The 17,469-nt window shown below is 55.8% G+C and carries 21 protein-coding genes; 11 read left to right on the forward strand and 10 right to left on the reverse strand.

Going from position 1 to position 17,469, the window contains the following annotated elements:
* Position 1: 1 nt before the first annotated feature.
* From SynRS9902_RS08165 to SynRS9902_RS08185, 5 genes are all read right to left on the reverse strand, one after another.
* Positions 2-985, reverse strand: coding sequence for a pyruvate dehydrogenase complex E1 component subunit beta (locus SynRS9902_RS08165; protein WP_186508753.1), 984 nt, complete (start codon positions 983-985; stop codon positions 2-4).
* Positions 986-1,167: 182 nt separating this feature from the next.
* Complete coding sequence (locus SynRS9902_RS08170) at positions 1,168-1,485, reverse strand: DUF3082 domain-containing protein (RefSeq protein ID WP_114989036.1); 318 nt, start codon at positions 1,483-1,485, stop codon at positions 1,168-1,170.
* Positions 1,482-2,405, reverse strand: coding sequence for a 4-(cytidine 5'-diphospho)-2-C-methyl-D-erythritol kinase (gene ispE, locus SynRS9902_RS08175; RefSeq protein WP_186508754.1), 924 nt, complete (start codon positions 2,403-2,405; stop codon positions 1,482-1,484). The genes SynRS9902_RS08170 and ispE overlap by 4 nt, the downstream gene beginning before the upstream one ends.
* 9 nt (positions 2,406-2,414) lie before the next feature.
* Positions 2,415-3,239 carry a 16S rRNA (adenine(1518)-N(6)/adenine(1519)-N(6))-dimethyltransferase RsmA gene (gene rsmA, locus SynRS9902_RS08180; RefSeq protein WP_186508755.1) on the reverse strand — a complete coding sequence of 275 codons (825 nt, stop codon included), beginning with the start codon at positions 3,237-3,239 and terminating at the stop codon, positions 2,415-2,417.
* Between the two features lie 14 nt (positions 3,240-3,253).
* The gene (locus SynRS9902_RS08185) at positions 3,254-3,574 is read right to left on the reverse strand and encodes a YraN family protein (RefSeq protein WP_255446074.1); all 321 of its coding nucleotides are present in this window, start codon (positions 3,572-3,574) and stop codon (positions 3,254-3,256) included.
* Positions 3,575-3,926: 352 nt separating this feature from the next.
* Here SynRS9902_RS08185 and SynRS9902_RS08190 point away from each other — a divergent pair, with 352 nt between their 5' ends.
* The 3 genes from SynRS9902_RS08190 to SynRS9902_RS08200 all read left to right on the forward strand — a co-directional run bounded on the left by SynRS9902_RS08190 (position 3,927) and on the right by SynRS9902_RS08200 (position 6,030).
* On the forward strand, positions 3,927-4,085 hold the full coding sequence (locus tag SynRS9902_RS08190) for a hypothetical protein (RefSeq protein ID WP_186508603.1): 159 nt from the start codon (positions 3,927-3,929) through the stop codon (positions 4,083-4,085).
* 435 nt (positions 4,086-4,520) lie between these two features.
* A complete protein-coding gene (locus SynRS9902_RS08195; RefSeq protein ID WP_186508756.1) occupies positions 4,521-4,826 on the forward strand; it encodes a hypothetical protein in 306 nt (101 codons plus the stop codon).
* 934 nt (positions 4,827-5,760) lie between these two features.
* Complete coding sequence (locus SynRS9902_RS08200) at positions 5,761-6,030, forward strand: hypothetical protein (protein ID WP_186508605.1); 270 nt, start codon at positions 5,761-5,763, stop codon at positions 6,028-6,030.
* A gap of 442 nt (positions 6,031-6,472) precedes the next feature.
* Here SynRS9902_RS08200 and SynRS9902_RS08210 read toward each other — a convergent pair whose 3' ends face one another.
* The gene (locus tag SynRS9902_RS08210) at positions 6,473-7,030 is read right to left on the reverse strand and encodes a hypothetical protein (protein ID WP_186508757.1); all 558 of its coding nucleotides are present in this window, start codon (positions 7,028-7,030) and stop codon (positions 6,473-6,475) included.
* A gap of 2,551 nt (positions 7,031-9,581) precedes the next feature.
* On the opposite strand from SynRS9902_RS08210, the gene SynRS9902_RS08215 reads away from it, so the two are divergent.
* On the forward strand, positions 9,582-9,782 hold the full coding sequence (locus SynRS9902_RS08215) for a hypothetical protein (RefSeq protein WP_186508758.1): 201 nt from the start codon (positions 9,582-9,584) through the stop codon (positions 9,780-9,782).
* 93 nt (positions 9,783-9,875) lie between these two features.
* Here SynRS9902_RS08215 and SynRS9902_RS08220 read toward each other — a convergent pair whose 3' ends face one another.
* Positions 9,876-11,279 carry a tyrosine-type recombinase/integrase gene (locus tag SynRS9902_RS08220; RefSeq protein WP_255446274.1) on the reverse strand — a complete coding sequence of 468 codons (1,404 nt, stop codon included), beginning with the start codon at positions 11,277-11,279 and terminating at the stop codon, positions 9,876-9,878.
* 559 nt (positions 11,280-11,838) lie between these two features.
* On the opposite strand from SynRS9902_RS08220, the gene SynRS9902_RS08225 reads away from it, so the two are divergent.
* Genes SynRS9902_RS08225 through SynRS9902_RS08245 form a run of 5 tightly spaced genes read left to right on the forward strand, consistent with a single transcriptional unit; the run spans position 11,839 to position 14,674 of the window.
* Entirely contained in the window at positions 11,839-12,336 is a 498-nt protein-coding gene (locus SynRS9902_RS08225) for a pentapeptide repeat-containing protein (protein ID WP_286863816.1), read from the forward strand.
* Positions 12,337-12,339: 3 nt separating this feature from the next.
* The gene (locus SynRS9902_RS08230; RefSeq protein WP_186508760.1) at positions 12,340-12,768 is read left to right on the forward strand and encodes a hypothetical protein; all 429 of its coding nucleotides are present in this window, start codon (positions 12,340-12,342) and stop codon (positions 12,766-12,768) included.
* Complete coding sequence (locus SynRS9902_RS08235) at positions 12,765-13,199, forward strand: 23S rRNA (pseudouridine(1915)-N(3))-methyltransferase RlmH (RefSeq protein ID WP_186508761.1); 435 nt, start codon at positions 12,765-12,767, stop codon at positions 13,197-13,199. Before SynRS9902_RS08230 ends, SynRS9902_RS08235 begins: the two co-directional genes overlap by 4 nt.
* Positions 13,200-13,208: 9 nt before the next feature.
* Positions 13,209-14,072: a hypothetical protein gene (locus SynRS9902_RS08240; RefSeq protein ID WP_186508762.1), complete on the forward strand. Its 864-nt coding sequence runs from the start codon at positions 13,209-13,211 to the stop codon at positions 14,070-14,072.
* Positions 14,073-14,074: 2 nt separating this feature from the next.
* Positions 14,075-14,674, forward strand: a complete 600-nt coding sequence (locus tag SynRS9902_RS08245) for a 2OG-Fe(II) oxygenase (protein ID WP_186508763.1) — start codon at positions 14,075-14,077, stop codon at positions 14,672-14,674.
* Here the strand turns inward: SynRS9902_RS08245 and SynRS9902_RS08250 are convergent.
* A complete protein-coding gene (locus tag SynRS9902_RS08250; protein ID WP_255446075.1) occupies positions 14,643-15,032 on the reverse strand; it encodes a hypothetical protein in 390 nt (129 codons plus the stop codon). The two genes, SynRS9902_RS08245 and SynRS9902_RS08250, sit on opposite strands and share 32 nt — an antisense overlap.
* An 88-nt stretch (positions 15,033-15,120) precedes the next feature.
* Here SynRS9902_RS08250 and SynRS9902_RS08255 point away from each other — a divergent pair, with 88 nt between their 5' ends.
* Both SynRS9902_RS08255 and SynRS9902_RS08260 read left to right on the forward strand, forming a co-directional pair.
* A complete protein-coding gene (locus tag SynRS9902_RS08255) occupies positions 15,121-15,552 on the forward strand; it encodes a LexA family transcriptional regulator (protein WP_186508765.1) in 432 nt (143 codons plus the stop codon).
* A gap of 12 nt (positions 15,553-15,564) precedes the next feature.
* The gene (locus SynRS9902_RS08260; RefSeq protein ID WP_186508766.1) at positions 15,565-16,839 is read left to right on the forward strand and encodes a Y-family DNA polymerase; all 1,275 of its coding nucleotides are present in this window, start codon (positions 15,565-15,567) and stop codon (positions 16,837-16,839) included.
* 21 nt (positions 16,840-16,860) lie between these two features.
* Here the strand turns inward: SynRS9902_RS08260 and SynRS9902_RS08265 are convergent, their stop codons facing one another.
* Entirely contained in the window at positions 16,861-17,157 is a 297-nt protein-coding gene (locus SynRS9902_RS08265; RefSeq protein WP_006851716.1) for a hypothetical protein, read from the reverse strand.
* The gene (locus SynRS9902_RS08270) at positions 17,157-17,414 is read right to left on the reverse strand and encodes a hypothetical protein (RefSeq protein WP_186508767.1); all 258 of its coding nucleotides are present in this window, start codon (positions 17,412-17,414) and stop codon (positions 17,157-17,159) included. Before SynRS9902_RS08270 ends, SynRS9902_RS08265 begins: the two co-directional genes overlap by 1 nt.
* Positions 17,415-17,469: the final 55 nt, after the last annotated feature.

The raw sequence follows: 17,469 nt of genomic DNA on the forward strand, positions 1-17,469 counted from the left end.
GTCAGATGCTCTTGTTGACCAACGCCTGTGCCGCCTCAACGATCTGGTGCGGCTGAATGATCGTGAGGTTCTCGAGGGAACCGTTGTAGGGGGTGGGAATGTCCTGACTGGAAAGACGCACAGGCCGGGCATCCAGATCGTCGAAGCACTGCTCGGTGATCAGCGCAATCAACTCGGCCCCGATGCCGCCGGTCTTCATGCATTCCTCCACCACGATCACCTTGTTGGTATTGCGGATGGAGCGGCTGATCGTCTCCATGTCAAAGGGCTTGAGGCTGATCAGATCGATCAGTTCAACGCTTACCCCCTCTGCCTCCAGTTGCTCGACAGCCTTAAGGCAGTGATGACGCATCCTGGAGTAGGTGAGGATCGTCACATCGGTGCCTTCCTTCACGAGATCCGCCTGGTCGAGGGCACAGGTGTAGTCGCCTTCGGGGAGTTCCTCGCTGAGGTTGTAGAGCAGAACATGCTCGAAGAAGAGCACGGGGTTGTTGTCGCGAATAGCCGCCTTCATCAGGCCTTTGGCATTGGTGGGCGTGCTACAGGCCACGATCTTGATGCCGGGGACGGCATGGAAGTAGGCCTCAAGCCGTTGGCTGTGCTCAGCGCCAAGCTGACGACCCACACCGCCGGGGCCGCGCACCACGGTGGGAATGGTGAAGTTGCCGCCGCTGGTGTAGCGGAGCATCCCCATGTTGTTGGAAATCTGGTTAAAAGCCAGGAGCAGGAAGCCCATGTTCATGCCCTCAACGATCGGCCGGAGACCGGTCATCGCGGCACCAACCGCCATTCCGGTGAAGCCGTTCTCAGCAATCGGAGTGTCGAGCACCCTGAGATCGCCGTATTTCTCCGCCAGATCCTTGGTGACCTTGTAACTGCCGCCGTAATGACCGACGTCCTCGCCCATCACGCAGACGTGGGGGTCTCTCCCCATCTCCTCGTCGATGGCTTCCCGGAGGGCGTTGAAGAGAAGTGTTCCTGCCACGGCGTCACAGTGATCCCGGCCAATCCGGGTGGTGAGGCCAAGCTATCTCAGTCAGCGCAGGGTCAACCCCCCGCCGCGAAGGTGAACAACAACAAAACGGAAAGCAGCATGGCCGGAGACAGCAGCAACGCCAGCTGGCCGAGGTCGTGGGGCGTCATCCAAACCCTGGCAATGAGCGGACGCTAGGCAGGGTTCTGATCGCGAGCCGTAAAGAGACTGCGAAGAAACACGAGGGTCAGACCAAGGGCCACAAAGCCGGTGCTGAAGGTGGCCAGGAAGGACAAACCCACCAGCAGAGTCTTCAGGGTGACAGCGATGTTCTGGGCAATCGGCGAGCTGTAGTGCGGGGGATGAACGGCGAAATACACCACCATCCGCCGACTCAGGCCCAGGGCCAGCCAGGCCAAAAGCCCGGCCGTCAGCGCTCCGGAGAGAAAACTCAGCGGACCTTTGCGCGGATCCTGTGGTTCGGGGCTCTCTGGTGTAGGGACATCAGTCATGCCTCGATCCTCACGCCGTCGCTGCGAAGGGCGCAAGACCAGGCCTTCAAGCCTGCGCGGTCCAGGTGGGGCGTGAGCTGATCCTGCGCCTGGCGACATGACGCCAGATCGGAGAACAGCGCGAAACAACTGGGTCCAGAACCACTCATGGCCACCGCCAGGCTTTGGGGAACGGTGTTCAACAGATCGAGCGCCGAACGCACCGCAGCTGTTTCAGGAGCAACCACCTCCTGCAGGTCATTGCGCAAGGGAGGTGGCAGCTCGCTGCGCAATGGCTGGAGCCAATCAACGCTGCGCAAGGCTTGCCGGCGTTGTTCAAAAGCCGCCTCGTCAGCGAGGTAATGGGAATGATTGAGCTCACGGCAACGCTTGTAGGCCCAGGGCGTTGAAACGCTCACCGTGGGGTCTTTGACCAAGAGCACGGCCAGGGGTTGAGGCGTTGGTGGCACGGCTTCCAGTTGTTCGCCTCGCCCGAAACAGAGCTGACATCCTCCGGCCACACAGAAGGGCATGTCTGAACCGAGCTCAGCGGCCATTCGCTCCAGATCCGCGGGGCTGTGGCCCAAGCCCCACAGAGCATTCAGACCAACCAGTGCCGCGGCGCCGTCGCTGGAGCCACCAGCAAGGCCAGCACCGATGGGGATGCGCTTCTCAAGATGAATTGACGCCCCCAATTCACTGAAACCCGAACGGTCCCGCAGCAACCGGGCCGCCCGGAGGATCAGGTTGTCGTCGCCGACGCTGAGGCTGGCGTCATCGCAGCTGAGGCTGAGTTGTGCATCAGCGGTGTTCTGAAAGCTCAGGCGATCCGCTAGGTCGATGCTCTGCATCACCATGGCCAGCTCATGGAAACCGTCCGAGCGCAGCCCCAGGACCTCCAGGTGCAGGTTGACTTTGGCCGGGGCCGTCACCGTGATCATGGTGGTTGTTCAGTCGCCCCGATTCAAACCCCTGGCCAGGGCGACCCAGGTGGCGGGCGCGAGTTCCTGGGGGCGTTGCTGCAGGCTGAAACCCGCGGAGGCCGCCAGCTCCTTCAAGCGGTCTGGCTCAGCCACACCCGCCAGGGTGTTGCGCAACATCTTGCGCCGGGCCAGAAACGCCTGCTTCAGCAGCGATTCCACCCGAGCGGCCAGAGCCGGCTCCACCCGCTCCGAGACCGGCAAGGGCTCCAGGCAGATCACTTCCGATTGCACCTTTGGCGGCGGCTGGAAACAGCGCGGCGGCACCGGACACACCGAACGGCACCGGGCCAGCAGCTGCATGCGCACACTCAGGGCGCTGGAACTGCTGTGGCCGGGTCGGGCACGAATCCGCTCCGCGACTTCCTTCTGCACCAGCAAAACAAGCCGTTGGTAGGGCGGATCCACCGGCCGGTCCAGTCGGCCCACCAACCGCTCCAGCAGTGGGCCAGTGATGTTGTACGGAATGTTGGCCACCACCTTGTCGGCGATGCGGCCATCACTCAATTCCAGTGGGGCTTCAAGAACATCGCCCTGATGGAGGCTGAACCCAGGCTGAGCCTCAAAACGTTCCTGAAGACCATCCACCAGATCGCGGTCGAGCTCAATCGCATGCACCGCCTTCAGCCCCGCGGCCAGCAGACGCTCGGTTAATGCCCCGCGACCGGGACCCACCTCCAGCACCCGATCGGTGGACTGCAGGTCAGCAGCCTCGATAATTCGTTGCAGCACGGATTCGTCCCGCAACCAGTGCTGACCAAAACGCTTGCGGGCGTGATGTCCGGAGAAACCCATGGGTCAACTGTGCATCAGCACAGCCGCTCCACATCAATCCAGCGAATCGTTCGGCGAGACGTCATCAAGGGAACAAGGGCCAGCTTGACCCGGAGCAGCTGCTCAGCGGATGCCGGATGCACAGCTCTCCAGCAACTGATCGCGCGAGCCATGCGGCGCCGTTTGGCGGAATGAAAGGCATCAAGGCCATGGCGGTCCCGATGCCCCGTGCGACGGCCCTTCACCTCCACCACCAGCAGCTGCTGCTGCCGCTCCAGCACCAGATCGAGCTCGCCCCAGCGGCAGTGCCAGTTGCGGTCCAGCAACCGCCATCCCTGCTCTTCCAGCTGCTGCAAGGCCTACTGCTCCGCACAGCCACCGCTGCATTGAGACCCCACCGGCTTGAACCCTCACGTCATGGTTCAAACCATTCCCCCCTGGAATGTCTCGATCTTTTGTGATCCCCAAGAACAACTGTGCTACAATGGATCTCAGGATTGTGACAAACTACTTTGTACACAGGTTTGTCCACAGGTCGAGCTGGGTGACGGCCCAGATGAGGGATACAGCAGACGCCGGAAATCACCTCATTGAGGGATGTGCTCACCCCGTCGCTGCAGGGATGGTGAATGCAGTTGCAAACCACTTATGGCTATGTGTGCGCCGGGACATTTCTCCATCAACCCCGATGACCACGAAGGGAGAGAGATGGTCACAACAGTTCGGAGTGCCCATGACGGAGAGGAGCTGAACGTTGAGTTCAAGGCGACGATTCACATGGAAATGTCGGCCTTTCAGAAGCTCGCCAAAAAGCGATTCAAGGGTGTGTATTGGCTGAGCGAGAAGCCAGTGGATGTGGAGGACTGACCAACAGACCGTCTACACCGTGGTGAGGGCTCGGTGACCCAACTTCACGCCTTTGCTTTTGGCTTGCCAACGTGATTGCTCGGATCGAGACGGAGCCCTTGCTGACGATCGCAGGGGCTCTTTTTCTTTGACGAACGGAACCACCGGCAAGTGCCAAGCGATGGTGATTCCGTTGCTCTTGCCCGGTGCAAAACAAGAGCTCATCTGTCGTAACCCTGCATCGACAGAGCAGAGCGCATCAGCCATTACCAATGCGGATACCTAAGGAATTACCCAAGCAAGAAAAAGCCCGTAATGGTTTGTAGGTATCAGACAAAACATTTACCTCACTTTCTGTAACCCCTGTTACTTCTGAAAAGAGATTTATGCCGATATCAATAACTTTATGGACAAGATTTCACACGTCGCCAGTATTTATCCAACGGATATTTTCCGATGCTGACCACAAAGACAAGGCTGAAACTTCAAGGCATCTTGACTCGTTTATCTAAAAATGAGATTGTCAGCCTTGACGAAAGGATTCTCGTTCAGAAGTATGCAGACAGGAATTCGACTGTTTGGCATTGGTTGCGTAAAGCGAGATCGATCCAAGCAAAGGGGAACCTAGAGCAGAGTTCGATGGGTGGTTTCATGCAGCAGATGAATCTGCCAGGGCAAACAAGCGAGGATCATTTCAACGGGTCACAAGATGACATTGGTGAATGGTTTCAGGGATCACCACAATGGGTTCGTAGAAGCTGATTTTCAGGTCGAGGCAAAAGGGTTGGTGTTTTGCACAGACCTTGGCGTGAAAAGTCGTCGGCACCGTGCATGAGAAATGGAGGTGCGTCCCTGGGATCGCGAGGTGGCTCTTCCTTCCCTTTCTTCCTCAGGGTGACAACAGTGCCGGTACGGCCATCGGACCCTTGCTGGGCTCCATTCTACCCGGTCCTGAGCGTTCCTCCGTGGAATGGTCACATCCACAAGCAGACACCCAGTGAGTGACTGCAATGGATCTGCATTGTCCAAAGTTGTGCGCCGCGCCGATCCATTCTCGACAAGCCCGCTGAATCCACACCTGGTGGGTCACGGAAGAAAGAAGATCCACCCCCTGGCAGGCCTCAAGCCACACATTCCGGACACCCCCATGGGGTCGTTTGTGTCTTTGCACCCCCGATATATGACCTAACAAAATTATGTCAGAAATTTTTTGTTCTACTATTGAGCTTTTCAAGAACAAGCCAAGCAATAAAAGAACCTATATAGACGCAAGCAATTAGCAGATTGTTCAGTGGAAAAAAGATATCCCAGATAACAGACACTGCTACTGTTATTAGCCCTGACCATCCAAAACCAGAAAGCCAGTCCATTATCAGGACACAGCCCCTAAAGGGTCATCAAACTCATTAATTAAAGAAAGAGCCTCCTCAGCAAGTTCCTTGGAGAGAAGGAGTTCAGACCTTGTCTTCAACCAATTAATAGTGTGAAGGGCCTCTAACCTTGGAGCCTCATCAACAGTAAACATCTTAAGATTACTTTCCCAGGCAGACATGATAAATAAAGAATAAGGTTCCAGAAACTATCTGAGACACCCTTGGATTTCTGTTGCCTAGATAACCATTGCCAAAGGGTAATAGGCGTCACGTATCTCCAATAGCCATGAGGCCTATCCTTCATGTAGCACAACTTAGCAGCAATGAATTCACATGAATCAGATACCTACTCAAGAGCACTAAAACTGTTCACAGCATCGGTGATAAAACCTGACCATGATTTACGGAAACTAGCAAGTGACTATCATTGTTATGAGGAGTTAATGGAGATCAGATACCATTGCCTGACCTACCTACAAAGCCTGAAAGAAATTCATGAAATAGATTCTCCTGATGAAAGTGACGAACTTGAAGCAGAAAAAATAGGTCTTGAAAAAGCAGCTGCTACTGGAGACCTCTTAATAAGCCAATGAACAATGCAATCACTCCAATAGAAAAATTGTTGACGGCTCAAATATGGGAAAAAATCAGGCTGTCTTATTTTAAGTCAAAAGGCAATGAAGACAAGGTAATTGAGCTTACCAAGAAGCTGAAGGTCATCAAGAAAGAAATAGAAGATGTCAACTGGGAAAAATGATTACACAGAACTTTCCATATAACAGTAAACATCATCAATAGTTCAGACTAGCTGCTGGCGTTGAGTCCATGCCTTTGCGATCAACCATTTTCATAAGGGCAAACCTTTGTTTCATCTATTAGTTTTTCTGAGTCAATAAGGTCGAGTCCAGCTGCATTGTCATCGCCGAGGCAAGACAATCAAAAGGTTCTTTTCATTTAAACGAGATGCAAGTTAGATATTTAGACTGATAAGGCGGAGCGAAGCGTAGCCATGTTCACTAAATTCTTATAAGAAAGCTAATGACCTCCAAAGAAGCCAGAGCATCGACATTCTTCCTTTGCTAGCAAGTCTATGTATTTGAAGTGTTTATTTAGTAGCTGAGCAAAGTTGCTCCATTCGATCTGGAGTGGTCCATAAGGCCATTTGCTGCTTGTGAACTTCTCTTCTTCTGCCTTTAGAAATGATTCAAACTCAAAATCAACAGGTTCAACAATCGGCTTTACTGTCTTGTGTGGACATAAACCGTAGGGTTCTTCAAGTATCTCAAGCGATTCTCGGACACTGTCTATCTGAGAGGGGTGAATGATTTGAAATTTTCTCTTTTTCTTTCCCTTCTTGGTTGGCATGAAATGGAGTACTCGAATAAAACCATGTTTGATCAAGGTGTTAATTGCCTTCTCCGCTGTTGTATTTCCGATGTGCAGTTGTTTCGCTATGCCGTCGATACTCCAGTGTGTTGTTCCACCTGTGTCTCGCCTGTCCGACCAAAATTCTTTATCTACTCTGTCTAGGTTTTGGGACCAGTAGGCCGATTCCCAGAGATATGCATATACAGCAATGGTCTGAGCAGACACTGATTCAATGTCTTTGATGATTCATTGTATTGGTGGAGGACCATCCAAGATGACTGAGTTGATCTCCGACTTTGCCTTCTTCTTTGGAAGCTGTTTTTTCATTTGTGCTAGATACTTGTTTGATCTTCCGTATTCCCATATGTTGTTCCTGAACCGCGGATCTATCTACTAATCGCTTGTGTAGAAGGTTTCCTCCTTTGACCGCTGGGTCTTGACGCTCTTGTGTCTGCTTGTAGCCCTCTTTTTATTGGTGTATCAAATTTGAGAATTGAAAGGAGAAGTTTGCTTGATGAATTCTTAAAGCACCTTCAGCCATCCACGGATGATCTGATTGGATGCGACTTTCCATGGGCGCCAAGATTTGTTCCAGGGTGCTTCGTGTCATATCGAGTGTTATCGAAAAGGGTGGGTGAAAATTCGATGTCCGCTCTTCCGGACTCACCATATAGCTCGAACGTCTTGTGAATCATGCAACACGACACACGCAATTTGCAACGGGTTGACGACATAAAAGTCTTTTGTCCACAAGAAACCAATAGTTCCAATCAGGGACTAGATATTGATATCAAACCCACCATTCTCCGACCCACTACAAACCATGGCTGCGGGGGCAACCCAAAAAACCACAGCAGACGAAGCTCCTATGCAAGACAGGTTCGGCAATCACTAAACATTCGCAGACACATTCCCTACATCGACCGATATCTGCTTTTTAGTTTTTTCGTCCATTGATAGGGAGTGAGATGCGAGCAGTCAAAACTCCAATAGAGAGACTGGAGTTCGGTCTTCGGTGGGAGGCTTATCGGCTTGCCTACTTCTCTTCCATTGGTCACAGCACGGAAGTTGCCGCCTTGACCGCAAAACTGCAAAAGCTTGAAGAGGACCTACGCAGAGAGAGCTACCAGTTCAGCGATCTAGGTCAGAGTGCTTTCCAGTAGTTGCTGATAAGCCACGAGCTTCTTCGCCAGCGTTATGTCGGAAGCACCCCTGGACTGACACCAAAAGGGGGCCTTCTTGCCACAGCGGAGGGGAGGCTTACGGCAGCCTCCTTTTCCCGAACCACTGATCAGCGGTTCCAGATCGCCCCACTTACTGACAGACCCCTCCGTCGGTAGGTCAACAACCGAAGCAAGGACTTGGGGTCACGGAACTGCGAGGAGGAACTAGTCCTCCCCGAGCGATGCAGAATCCGCTTAAACACGTTCGGCGCGGCACATACCTCTTACGCAAACGCACCACATGTCTTCGGATTTCTGACATACGCAGAAAGCAACCCCTGACAATCGCTCGTGCCAAGGGTGCTTTGACTGCCAGCCGACGGGTCGCTCTCCCGTGCTGCCAAGACAGTGACAAGTAGCACTGTTTGGACACCAAATATGGGAGCAGTTCGTGAGCCCTGCAGCGATTTCTCAATTCCCTGAAAAACCATTGAGTGCCGTCTTTTTTGTATTGCCTACTACTGCGAGCGAATACTCGTCACATCAATCCAAGAACGCCTAGATCGTGTTGCCTGGGTTCGGTTGATACTGAGAGGCATGGCAGAAAGGCAGTTCCGAGTCGAAGAACTCAACCCTTTCCTGGAGTGGCACCTCCACACTTCAGAAGCGTCATTGGAGGTCGCCTCATCAGAAGCGAAGAGGATCGCCAAGGTGATCGGCAGGAAAACCAGGGTGCTCAGCCCAGATGGAGCAGTCCTGCTTGAGGTCGATGTCACAACGGAAGCCTGAACCCGCTGCCAATCCCGCCTGACCTGCAGTAGTACAGATGTACTGCCAAGGAGGACTTGATGGAGGAGTGGGCTTTTGTCGACGATCGGGAGCTTGAGTCCTTCAGGGGCCACAAGAGTTGCCCAACCTGCGGCTATTTCGGATTCGCTGTCTTGGGTCAGTGCCAAGTGCTTGGTTCCAACCACCTCAGACAAGGTTTGTTGGCCCCTGGAGCCCACCCGCACAGGAGCTGTAAGCATTGGACTTACTGCTCAGCAGTGGATCCGTACAGCGAGGGCACTTGAATTGACTCTCGCCGAAGAAATTAAGTTGTGTAAAAAATGTATAGATATCTGTAGGTACTTGAACTCAAGTACATGAAGTTTCCGTTACATCCAATGAGAGACTGGCTTCTATGGCAAGAGGCACTTATTTGGAATTACAGAATCCCTTAATATTCTTCGCATCTCTGATCATGGGCTCTGCCCTGCTTCCAATGGCTTCGTCCAAGAAGGAACTCGCACTGCTGGGCGGCACTTTCATCTTTGGCTTGAGTGCTCTTGAGATGGTTCTGCGAATTGGCGGATATTGAGTAGAGGGCTGTCCTCTGCCTTTAAGCGATAACCGGGCATCAAACCAAGGTGGTGGCTTCTGAAGAAGCTCGTATGGAAGAGGTTTGACGTAGGTCAACCAGTTAGGGGAGAAGACCCGTTTAAAAAATCCCCAGGCACATAGAAAGTGAATAAGCGTAAATACCTATTAAATTTTGTAATCAGTTGCTAAGTTTTACACGCTCTCTGTTTCGGATTGTTGAGGCCTTTAATTACCGCTCTGGCAGCTTCCTTATGGACCTCAACACCATTCTGTTTGCAGTTGCGATGGTAGGCGTCGCAGGTTTTATTATTTTTGAGGCTGTTAAGTCAATATCAGAAGAATTCAATTTTGAAATTCCCTCGATTGGCTTTCCAAAGTTAGCTCTTCCCAAGTTTTCTTCAAACAAATCGAACGTGACTACTCCAAAGGGATCCTTCCGCCACAATTTTTGACATTGAATTTGCGTAGCTAAGTCAGCATTGGTAAAGCTTTAGATGCGCAATACGCTTTACCCCGTCAGCAATGGCGGGTTTTTTTATTACTGGTTAGTCACTCCTCACCCCCTCTTCTTCGATCCCCATCAATGCAAACGGGTGTGGACCCTTCGGCTCTGAGCTGACCAACGCTTCCATCCGTTGAAGCAATGCCTCGTCATGGGTGCCCAACACCTCCACGTAGTCACGCATCGCCGCCAGATTTTCTGACCAGTACTGCTGAGTCACATCCCCGGCGTGGCCCATCAACGCTTTCTTCACGCCTTCAGGGACGTTGGTGCCAAGGTCACCGCCTGCATCGTGTCGCCATGAGTGTGGATTGACCCGATCAGCAATGCCCAGCTTGGTGCCACGGGTCCGACACCAATTGGAGATCTTCGCCTCAGGTACGTCGTTGGTTTGAGCTGCGTTGTCGACCACAAATGCCTCATCGTTGGCCACCTTTTTCTTCAGTGGCAACAGCACCCGCTGCAGCGTCTCATTCATGGGGATACGACGAATGCCTGCAGCAGTCTTGGAGATCATCACGTCGACACACCAGACGCCATCAACCTTCACGATGTGCTTCCACTGGAGCATCGAGATCTCACAACGACGCAGGGTTGTGTTGTCCATCAACAACAGTGCTTTCCAGGTGCCATGACGAGCACCGAGCACTTCAGGTCGTTTGTCTTTGCCTAGGTTCTCCGCTTCGGTCAACGCCTGTTTCAACAGTCCGATCTTCGCCTCATCGGTCGTCGCCTTGGTGCGTTCTTTGAGCTTGGCTTCTTTCTTCGATGCCTCTGATTGCTTCAACAACATGAAGTCAACAATTGGCAGCTGTTCATCAGGTTGGCCTGCTTGAATCTTGTTCCACATGTTCACCAACATCTTCACATGTTTGGCTTTGCTGTTGACACCATGCTCGGTCTTCAAAGCCAGTGGATCTTTCACCTTCTTTGCTCTGTTTGCATACATCAGATCGGCCAAGTGTGAGTGATATTTCACAAGGTTCTTGCTCGTCACCAAGGCCACTGAATCGCCACCGATGAACTCAACCCATTCACGGGTCAGACGCTCTCGTTTCTCGACGACGGGCTTGGTGTTCTCACGGTTGTGGTCTGCATATGCCTTGAGCAGATCCCAGACCGTCAGCGATTCAGCCGTCATAACGACCGGTTCACCCACAGCTGCTGCTTCGGTCAGTTGCTGGTGAGCTGGACTCTCGACTGCAAAGACGCCACGCTTTGCCCGGTCACTGAGTGTCTCGCTGGCTTGCTCAATGGCAAAGGCCAACGACTGCTCAGCAAGGCTCAGGTTTTCGGGTGTTGCATCGATCCCTTGCTCTCGAAGCATTGCGATGGCTATCCCCTGGTTCATCGCCTCTCTCAGCTCTTGCTGACGGGAGACCAGCAATTGGGTACTGCCAGCGCCTGCATCGCTGTCTGAGTGGCTTGTGGTGACCTCTCGGAGCATGTCCGCCACCCCATCAGGTGGTGGCACTGAACCAACGGCCTCCGATTGAGGCTTGATCAGTTCCTGATACGCACGGCCAACCCCGTACTTCAGCCTCTCCGTTGGATGCAGCTGGTCGAGGTTCCCGCTCGCAACCATCACCTGACTGATCTCCTTTCGGATCTTCAGCAGTTCCTCTGGGTGTGTCTGCCGAGCCAGCTCCAGTGAATCGGTCCTGAGGCTGACCTGGATGTATCGCTTGCGTTCCCTCCTCACCTTCAACCAAGCGGCTTGCTCTTCCTTGGTGAAATTGACCTTCACAGCCCACTTCCCATTGCCCCGCTGGATCAATCCAGGAGTGCCGCTGTGCTGCTTGTCGGACTTGAAGTTGCCCTTGGGTGCCACGTCGATCGTGATCTCAATGACCCCATCCTACGGCTTTTGTGCACACATTTGTCCACAGTTCCAGCCACCGAGACCGAGCAAGACCCCAGTCACTGCCTCAATCCTTAGTCTCTGACTGACATCTACCATTCCGTCTTTGCGTTCCACCCTGGAACGGTTCTAGGGTTCGGCGGTGATGGTTCCGATCATGGGCAGACGCTTCACGGCCGTACTGATCTCTCTGGTGGTGTTCACATGCCAGTGGCTGATGCCGGCTCCGGCCCACGCTGCGATGGATGTGGCCAAACAGGTGTTGATCGGTGCCGACTATTCCAACAAGGACCTGCGGGGGGCCACCTTCAACCTCAGCAACCTGCGCGAAGCCAACCTGTCCGGGTCTGATCTGCGGGGAGCCAGCCTCTACGGCGCCAAGCTGCAGGATGCCGACCTCAGCGGCACCGACCTACGCGAAGCCACCCTGGACGCCGCTGTGATGACAGGCACCAACCTTGAGGATGCCGTGCTGGAGGGGGCTTTTGCCTTCAACACCCGCTTCAGCGATGTGTTGATCACGGGGGCCGACTTCACCGACGTTCCCATGCGCGGGGACCAACTCAAAAGCCTCTGCGCCGTTGCCGACGGAACGAATTCCGTCACGGGCCGCAGCACCCGTGAAAGTCTCGGTTGCGCCTGAACCATGAGTTTTGATCCCCGCAGCCTCGAGCGCCTGCGTGAGTTAGGGCGTCAACTCCCTGCACGCCTGCCGGAACCGGAGAAGCCTGAGTCAGCTCCCAAAGCCAGCCAGGTGCGCCATCGCGTTGAAACGGAGAAGAATCCCGAGGAGCTCTTCCGGGAACTGATGAAGGCCAGCCAGGACGGCACCGTTCCTGAGCACCTGATGGACCGCCTCAAACAGTTGGAGGCCCAACGCAAACTATCGGCTCAACCATCGCCGTTCAACAACAACGACACCACCCCAGCCCTTGCTGCACCAGCGCGCAGCCAGCCCGGACTGGGGAAAAACACCCAGCCGAAACGGCCGAAGGTGAACCCGGGCAGCGAAGAGGAAAGCCTCTACGTGGCTTTTGGGCAGCTGCTGCTCGAGGATGATGGAGACGACGTTTGAACCCGGCCCGTTGCCGGATTCTTGCGGTGGGCAAAGTGCGTCGTGGCTGGATTCAGGACGGCATTGACCTCTACCTCAAACGCCTGCCTGGGTTGACCATCAGCGAACTGCGCGACAGCAATCCAGACAAGGAAGCCGATGCCATCAGAGCGGCCCTGCGATCCGACGAAACCCTCATTGCACTGATGGAACAGGGCGACACCTTGGCGTCGGTTCCCTTCGCGCGACGTCTTGAGCAATTCGGCAACCAACGGCTGGCCTTCGTGATCGGTGGCGCCGACGGTCTGACGGCTGAGCTCAAGGCACAGGCCCAATGGCGCCTGAGCCTTTCACCGATGACCTTCCCCCACGAACTGGCGCGGCTGATGCTCGTGGAACAACTGTTCCGAGCCCAGGCGATTGTTCAAGGCAGCCCTTATCACCGCGCCTAAAGTTCGTCGATGGCCGCTGATCTCTCCCCCTCGACCATGCGTCTGGCTCTGCTGTCCCCAATTCATGGCCAGTCAATTGATCACATCGCCCGACAACTGGAGAACTACAGGGTGTTTCTTGCGCCCTTCGAGCTGCATCATTACTTCCACGTTTCTCTGGAGAGTCACCCGGATCTCCAATCTGAGCTCACCGCCTTCGCCGAACGGGAGGGGCACAGCATCGTTTTCACACAACGCCAGCAACCCACCTGGCGACCCTGCACGGCCTACGCCCTGTGTGAACTGATCAAAACGGCACTTGCCGATCACCAAACCCACGACAAAGTTCTTGTTCACACTGATACCGATCTCCTGGTATCCGCCAAAGCCAAAGATCAGCTGCAAAACCACCGCATCGGCTGCGGCAACAAGGCCTTTCGCTACGAAAAAAAAAGCGCTTGGAAATGGTCAGCACGAGCCCATGCCGATCCCCGACTGAAGCGCTTTGCTCTAGAAATGCTAGACGGAGACGTTTCAAAACTCCGCAGCGGTCGAGTTTGCGGTGCCTACATACCCTGGTCTGTCTTCAAAACCTTCGGTGTCATTTATAACTACTTCTTCAAAGACGATTATTTCAAAAGAAAACCTCATCGCATCTGGCCTTTAGCTGAAGTCGCTATTCCCAGCATTCTTCATCTCTTGGAGGGTCAAAACGCCAGTTTTCAACCACCTCTGATCAAAGTACCCAAGATAAAGAAAGTGTCCTGCAAAAGCATCGATCAAATGATCAAACGTCGCGACGCCTTCGGGCTCAAAAAAATTGCTCGTGACACCGACAGTGAGGCGTTTCACTACGTGATGCACCTGCAGGCACAAGCTGCAGGGGAGGCCTGACCATGCTGCACATCATCGACAACCTTCTGCCCGCCAGCGCCCTTCAGGACCTACGCGACCTCTGTGACATCCACGGGCGACTCAAGGAGGAACACGACGGTGATGCTCAATTCAGCTGGCGACCCGAAACCGGTTCTCCCCGCTCGATTCACGCAGCCGCTCAGCAAGCCGTCGTCGATCACTACCTCGACGAGGCCCTGCTCCCTCTGGCAACACCGTTCGCACCCCAGCGGGCCGGAGTCGAGTGGTGGTGCAACACCAACAACGATCTCAACTGGCACATCGACAAGGACGAGCTGGAAGGTCGACGCAGCGGCCGTTTCCTGCTTCCGTTGCTGTCCACCGTGTTCTACCCCCACGTGAGCTGCGCTGGCGGCGAACTGCTGGTGGCCGATAGCCCTCCGATCGAGAACGGATACCAGGGGCCGTTACCCACATTCCGCTCGGTGATCTCGATCCCACCGGTGGTGAACCGTCTGGTGCTGTTCTCCCCCGGCATCCTGCACCGGATCAACCCGTTCGAAGGCGAGCGCTATTCCGTGGCCGTGAACATCTGGGAGCAAGCCCCCCTTACCACAACGGCTGCAGAGCCACCGGCTTGAATTTTTCGATCGAAACCGTCCAGGCCCGCGGAGAGAAAGCCTGCAATCCCGCTTTGAACGCGGCCGTATCCCCCGTGTTCAACCAGTCCGCCTTGAGCCTGGGCACGTCCTCCGGCAGCCGTTCCATCGGAAGCTCCACCAGCAGCAGGCTGTCGGCTCCAGCCGCACGCTGCAGCACACCCTGATCACTGCGCTGCCACACCCGCAGCAACAGCTCCAGCACCAGAGCATGGCCTAACGCCTCCGGAGCCTCACCCTGCGGAGCAACCTCTTTCTGAGACCGTCCCCCCAGGGGCAGGGCGCGCCGGCCCCGCTGATCGATCAGCGCCATGGCCACGAGGTAAGGGGAGTCAGCCAACACCAGATGTCGAAGGCCACCATCCTCACCGGACCCTCCCCACAGCAAGCAGTACATGCGTACTATTTAGCCAGTTGTCGCTGCTGTCGTGGAGCTCCAACACAGACCGCTCCCCCTGCAGCCCAAACGCAGTCGGCTCACGCTGCCCCTGGCCGGGGGACGGGTCGCCGCTGGCTTCCCGTCCCCCGCCGATGACTACGTCGACGTGGGGATCGACCTCAATGAACAGCTGATCCGGCATCCCACCAGCACCTTTTTCCTGCATGTGAGCGGCGAATCGATGACCGACGCCGGCATCCACGATGGCGATCTTCTGGTGGTCGATCGCAGCCTCGACCCGCGCCCGGGCCAGGTTGTTGTGGCTGTGCTCGACGGTGCCTTCACCCTCAAACGCCTGATGCGTCATCGCGGCCGGTTGCGCCTGGAAGCCGCCCATCCGGACTATCCGCCACTGGAGCTTCACCGCTGCGGCGAAGTGCAGATCTGGGGCGTCGCCATCCACGTGATCCATCCGCTCTGAAGCGACATCGCCATGCCTCAGGCCACGGCCCTGATCGATGGAAACAACTTCTATGCCTCCTGCGAACAGAGCCTGGATCCGGCTCTGATCGGTCACCCCGTGGTGGTGCTGTCCAACAACGACGGCTGCATCGTTGCGCGCAGTGCCGAAGCCCGTGCCCTCGGCATCCGCATGGGGACGCCGTACTTCAAGGCGCGCCGGGAGCTTGAACGGCACAACGTGGTGGTGCGCAGTTCGAACTACGCCCTCTATGCCGACATGAGCCAGCGCATGATGAGCCTGCTGGAAGCCCACTGTGAAGAGCTGGAGGTGTATTCGATTGACGAGGCCTTCGGGAGAATTCGTCGTCCCCGCGATGGCGACCTGCAGGGTTGGGCCGGCCAGCTGCGGGCACGGGCACGACAGAACCTCGGCCTACCGATCGCCATCGGCTTAGGGGCCAGCAAGGCCCAGGCCAAGCTGGCCAATCGCCTGGCCAAACAGACCCCAGACCATGCCGGGATGTTCGACCTGGGCCAGTGCGACAACCCCGATCGCTGGCTGGAAACCATTGCGATCGAGGATGTCTGGGGAATCGGTCGACAACTGGCCCATTGGTGTCGCCTGCGGGGCGTCAGCAACGCACGACACCTCCGGGACATGCCGAGCGGTGAACTGCGCGCCAAATGCGGCGTGGTGGGTCTGCGGCTGCAACGGGAGCTGCGGGGCCATGCCTGCCTGCCGCTGGAGCTGGCACCAGCACCGAAGCAAGAAACCTGCGTGAGCCGCAGTTTCAGTCGACCCATCACCAGCCAGGAGGAGCTGCACCAGGCCATCGCCACCTATGTAGTTCGCGCCGCCGAGAAATTGCGCAAACAACGGCAACGGGCAGCAGCCCTCACCGTCTACACGCGCACCAGCCCGTTCGCTCCTGGGTTTTACAGCCAAGCCGCCAGCACGCAGCTGGACCTGCCGAGCAATGACACAGCCGTGCTGCTGGAGGCGGCACGCCCCTTGGTGGCACGGATCTTTCGCCCCCACCGTCCATTGGCCAAGGCCGGCGTGCTGATGCAGCACCTGCAGAGCCACGACATCCTGCAGACCCATCTGATGGTGCCGATGAGTGAGGAGCAGCAGCAGAAACGGGAGTGCCTGATGCAGACCATCGACCAGATCAATCGGCGTTACGGGCGTGGAACCCTGCAATGGGCCGGTTGCGGACTGCAGCCCAGCTGGCTGATGCGGCGTGAACAACTCAGCCGCGCCGCCACCACCCGTCTGCAGGATCTGCCGGTGGTGAAGGCCTGACCCACAGCGTTGAGCCAGGCCTCAAACCTCCTGCAGCAACTGAATGACCTGCTCACGGGTGCTGAGCAGCAAGACCATCCGCTCGCCGTGGGCATTGAGACCCGTCTGCTCCCGGACCAGATCGGTGCTGGCCAACGCCAATCCTCCGGTTTCAGTGAACAGCACCGGCAGGGTGCCCTGGTGCCCTCGCATGCCCTGCAGATCCAGCGCCTGACGAACAGCCCGCTGAGCCTTCTCGGACCCCAGACGCTCCACGAAAGCCGGCCAAAGGTGGTTGACCGGATCGAGCGCGGCGAAATCCAGCTGCGAATCAGTCATCAGGACGGCAACAACGCAAGGGCTTCGCTGATCATCTGTGGGGTGACGGCAATGCGCTCAAGCGGATCAGCATTGTCGAGATAGGCTTCAAACGAGGCGAAGCGCTCGATCACAGGCTCGGCCCCCTCGGCGGCGCAAGCCTCAACCCAATCCCCCTCCTCCGGCTTCACCGCGACGTAGGCCTGCAGCGCTTCCTCCAGATCGCCGCCGTCGCCGACGCCCTCACCGTGCCAGATCGCTTCGAAGAATTCAGACATCTTCAACTCGAGGAACAGATCCTGATGCAGTTTGCCCAGACCACCGGCCCATGGC

The organism is Synechococcus sp. RS9902 (assembly GCF_014279635.1).
Classification (GTDB): Bacteria; Cyanobacteriota; Cyanobacteriia; order PCC-6307; family Cyanobiaceae; genus Parasynechococcus.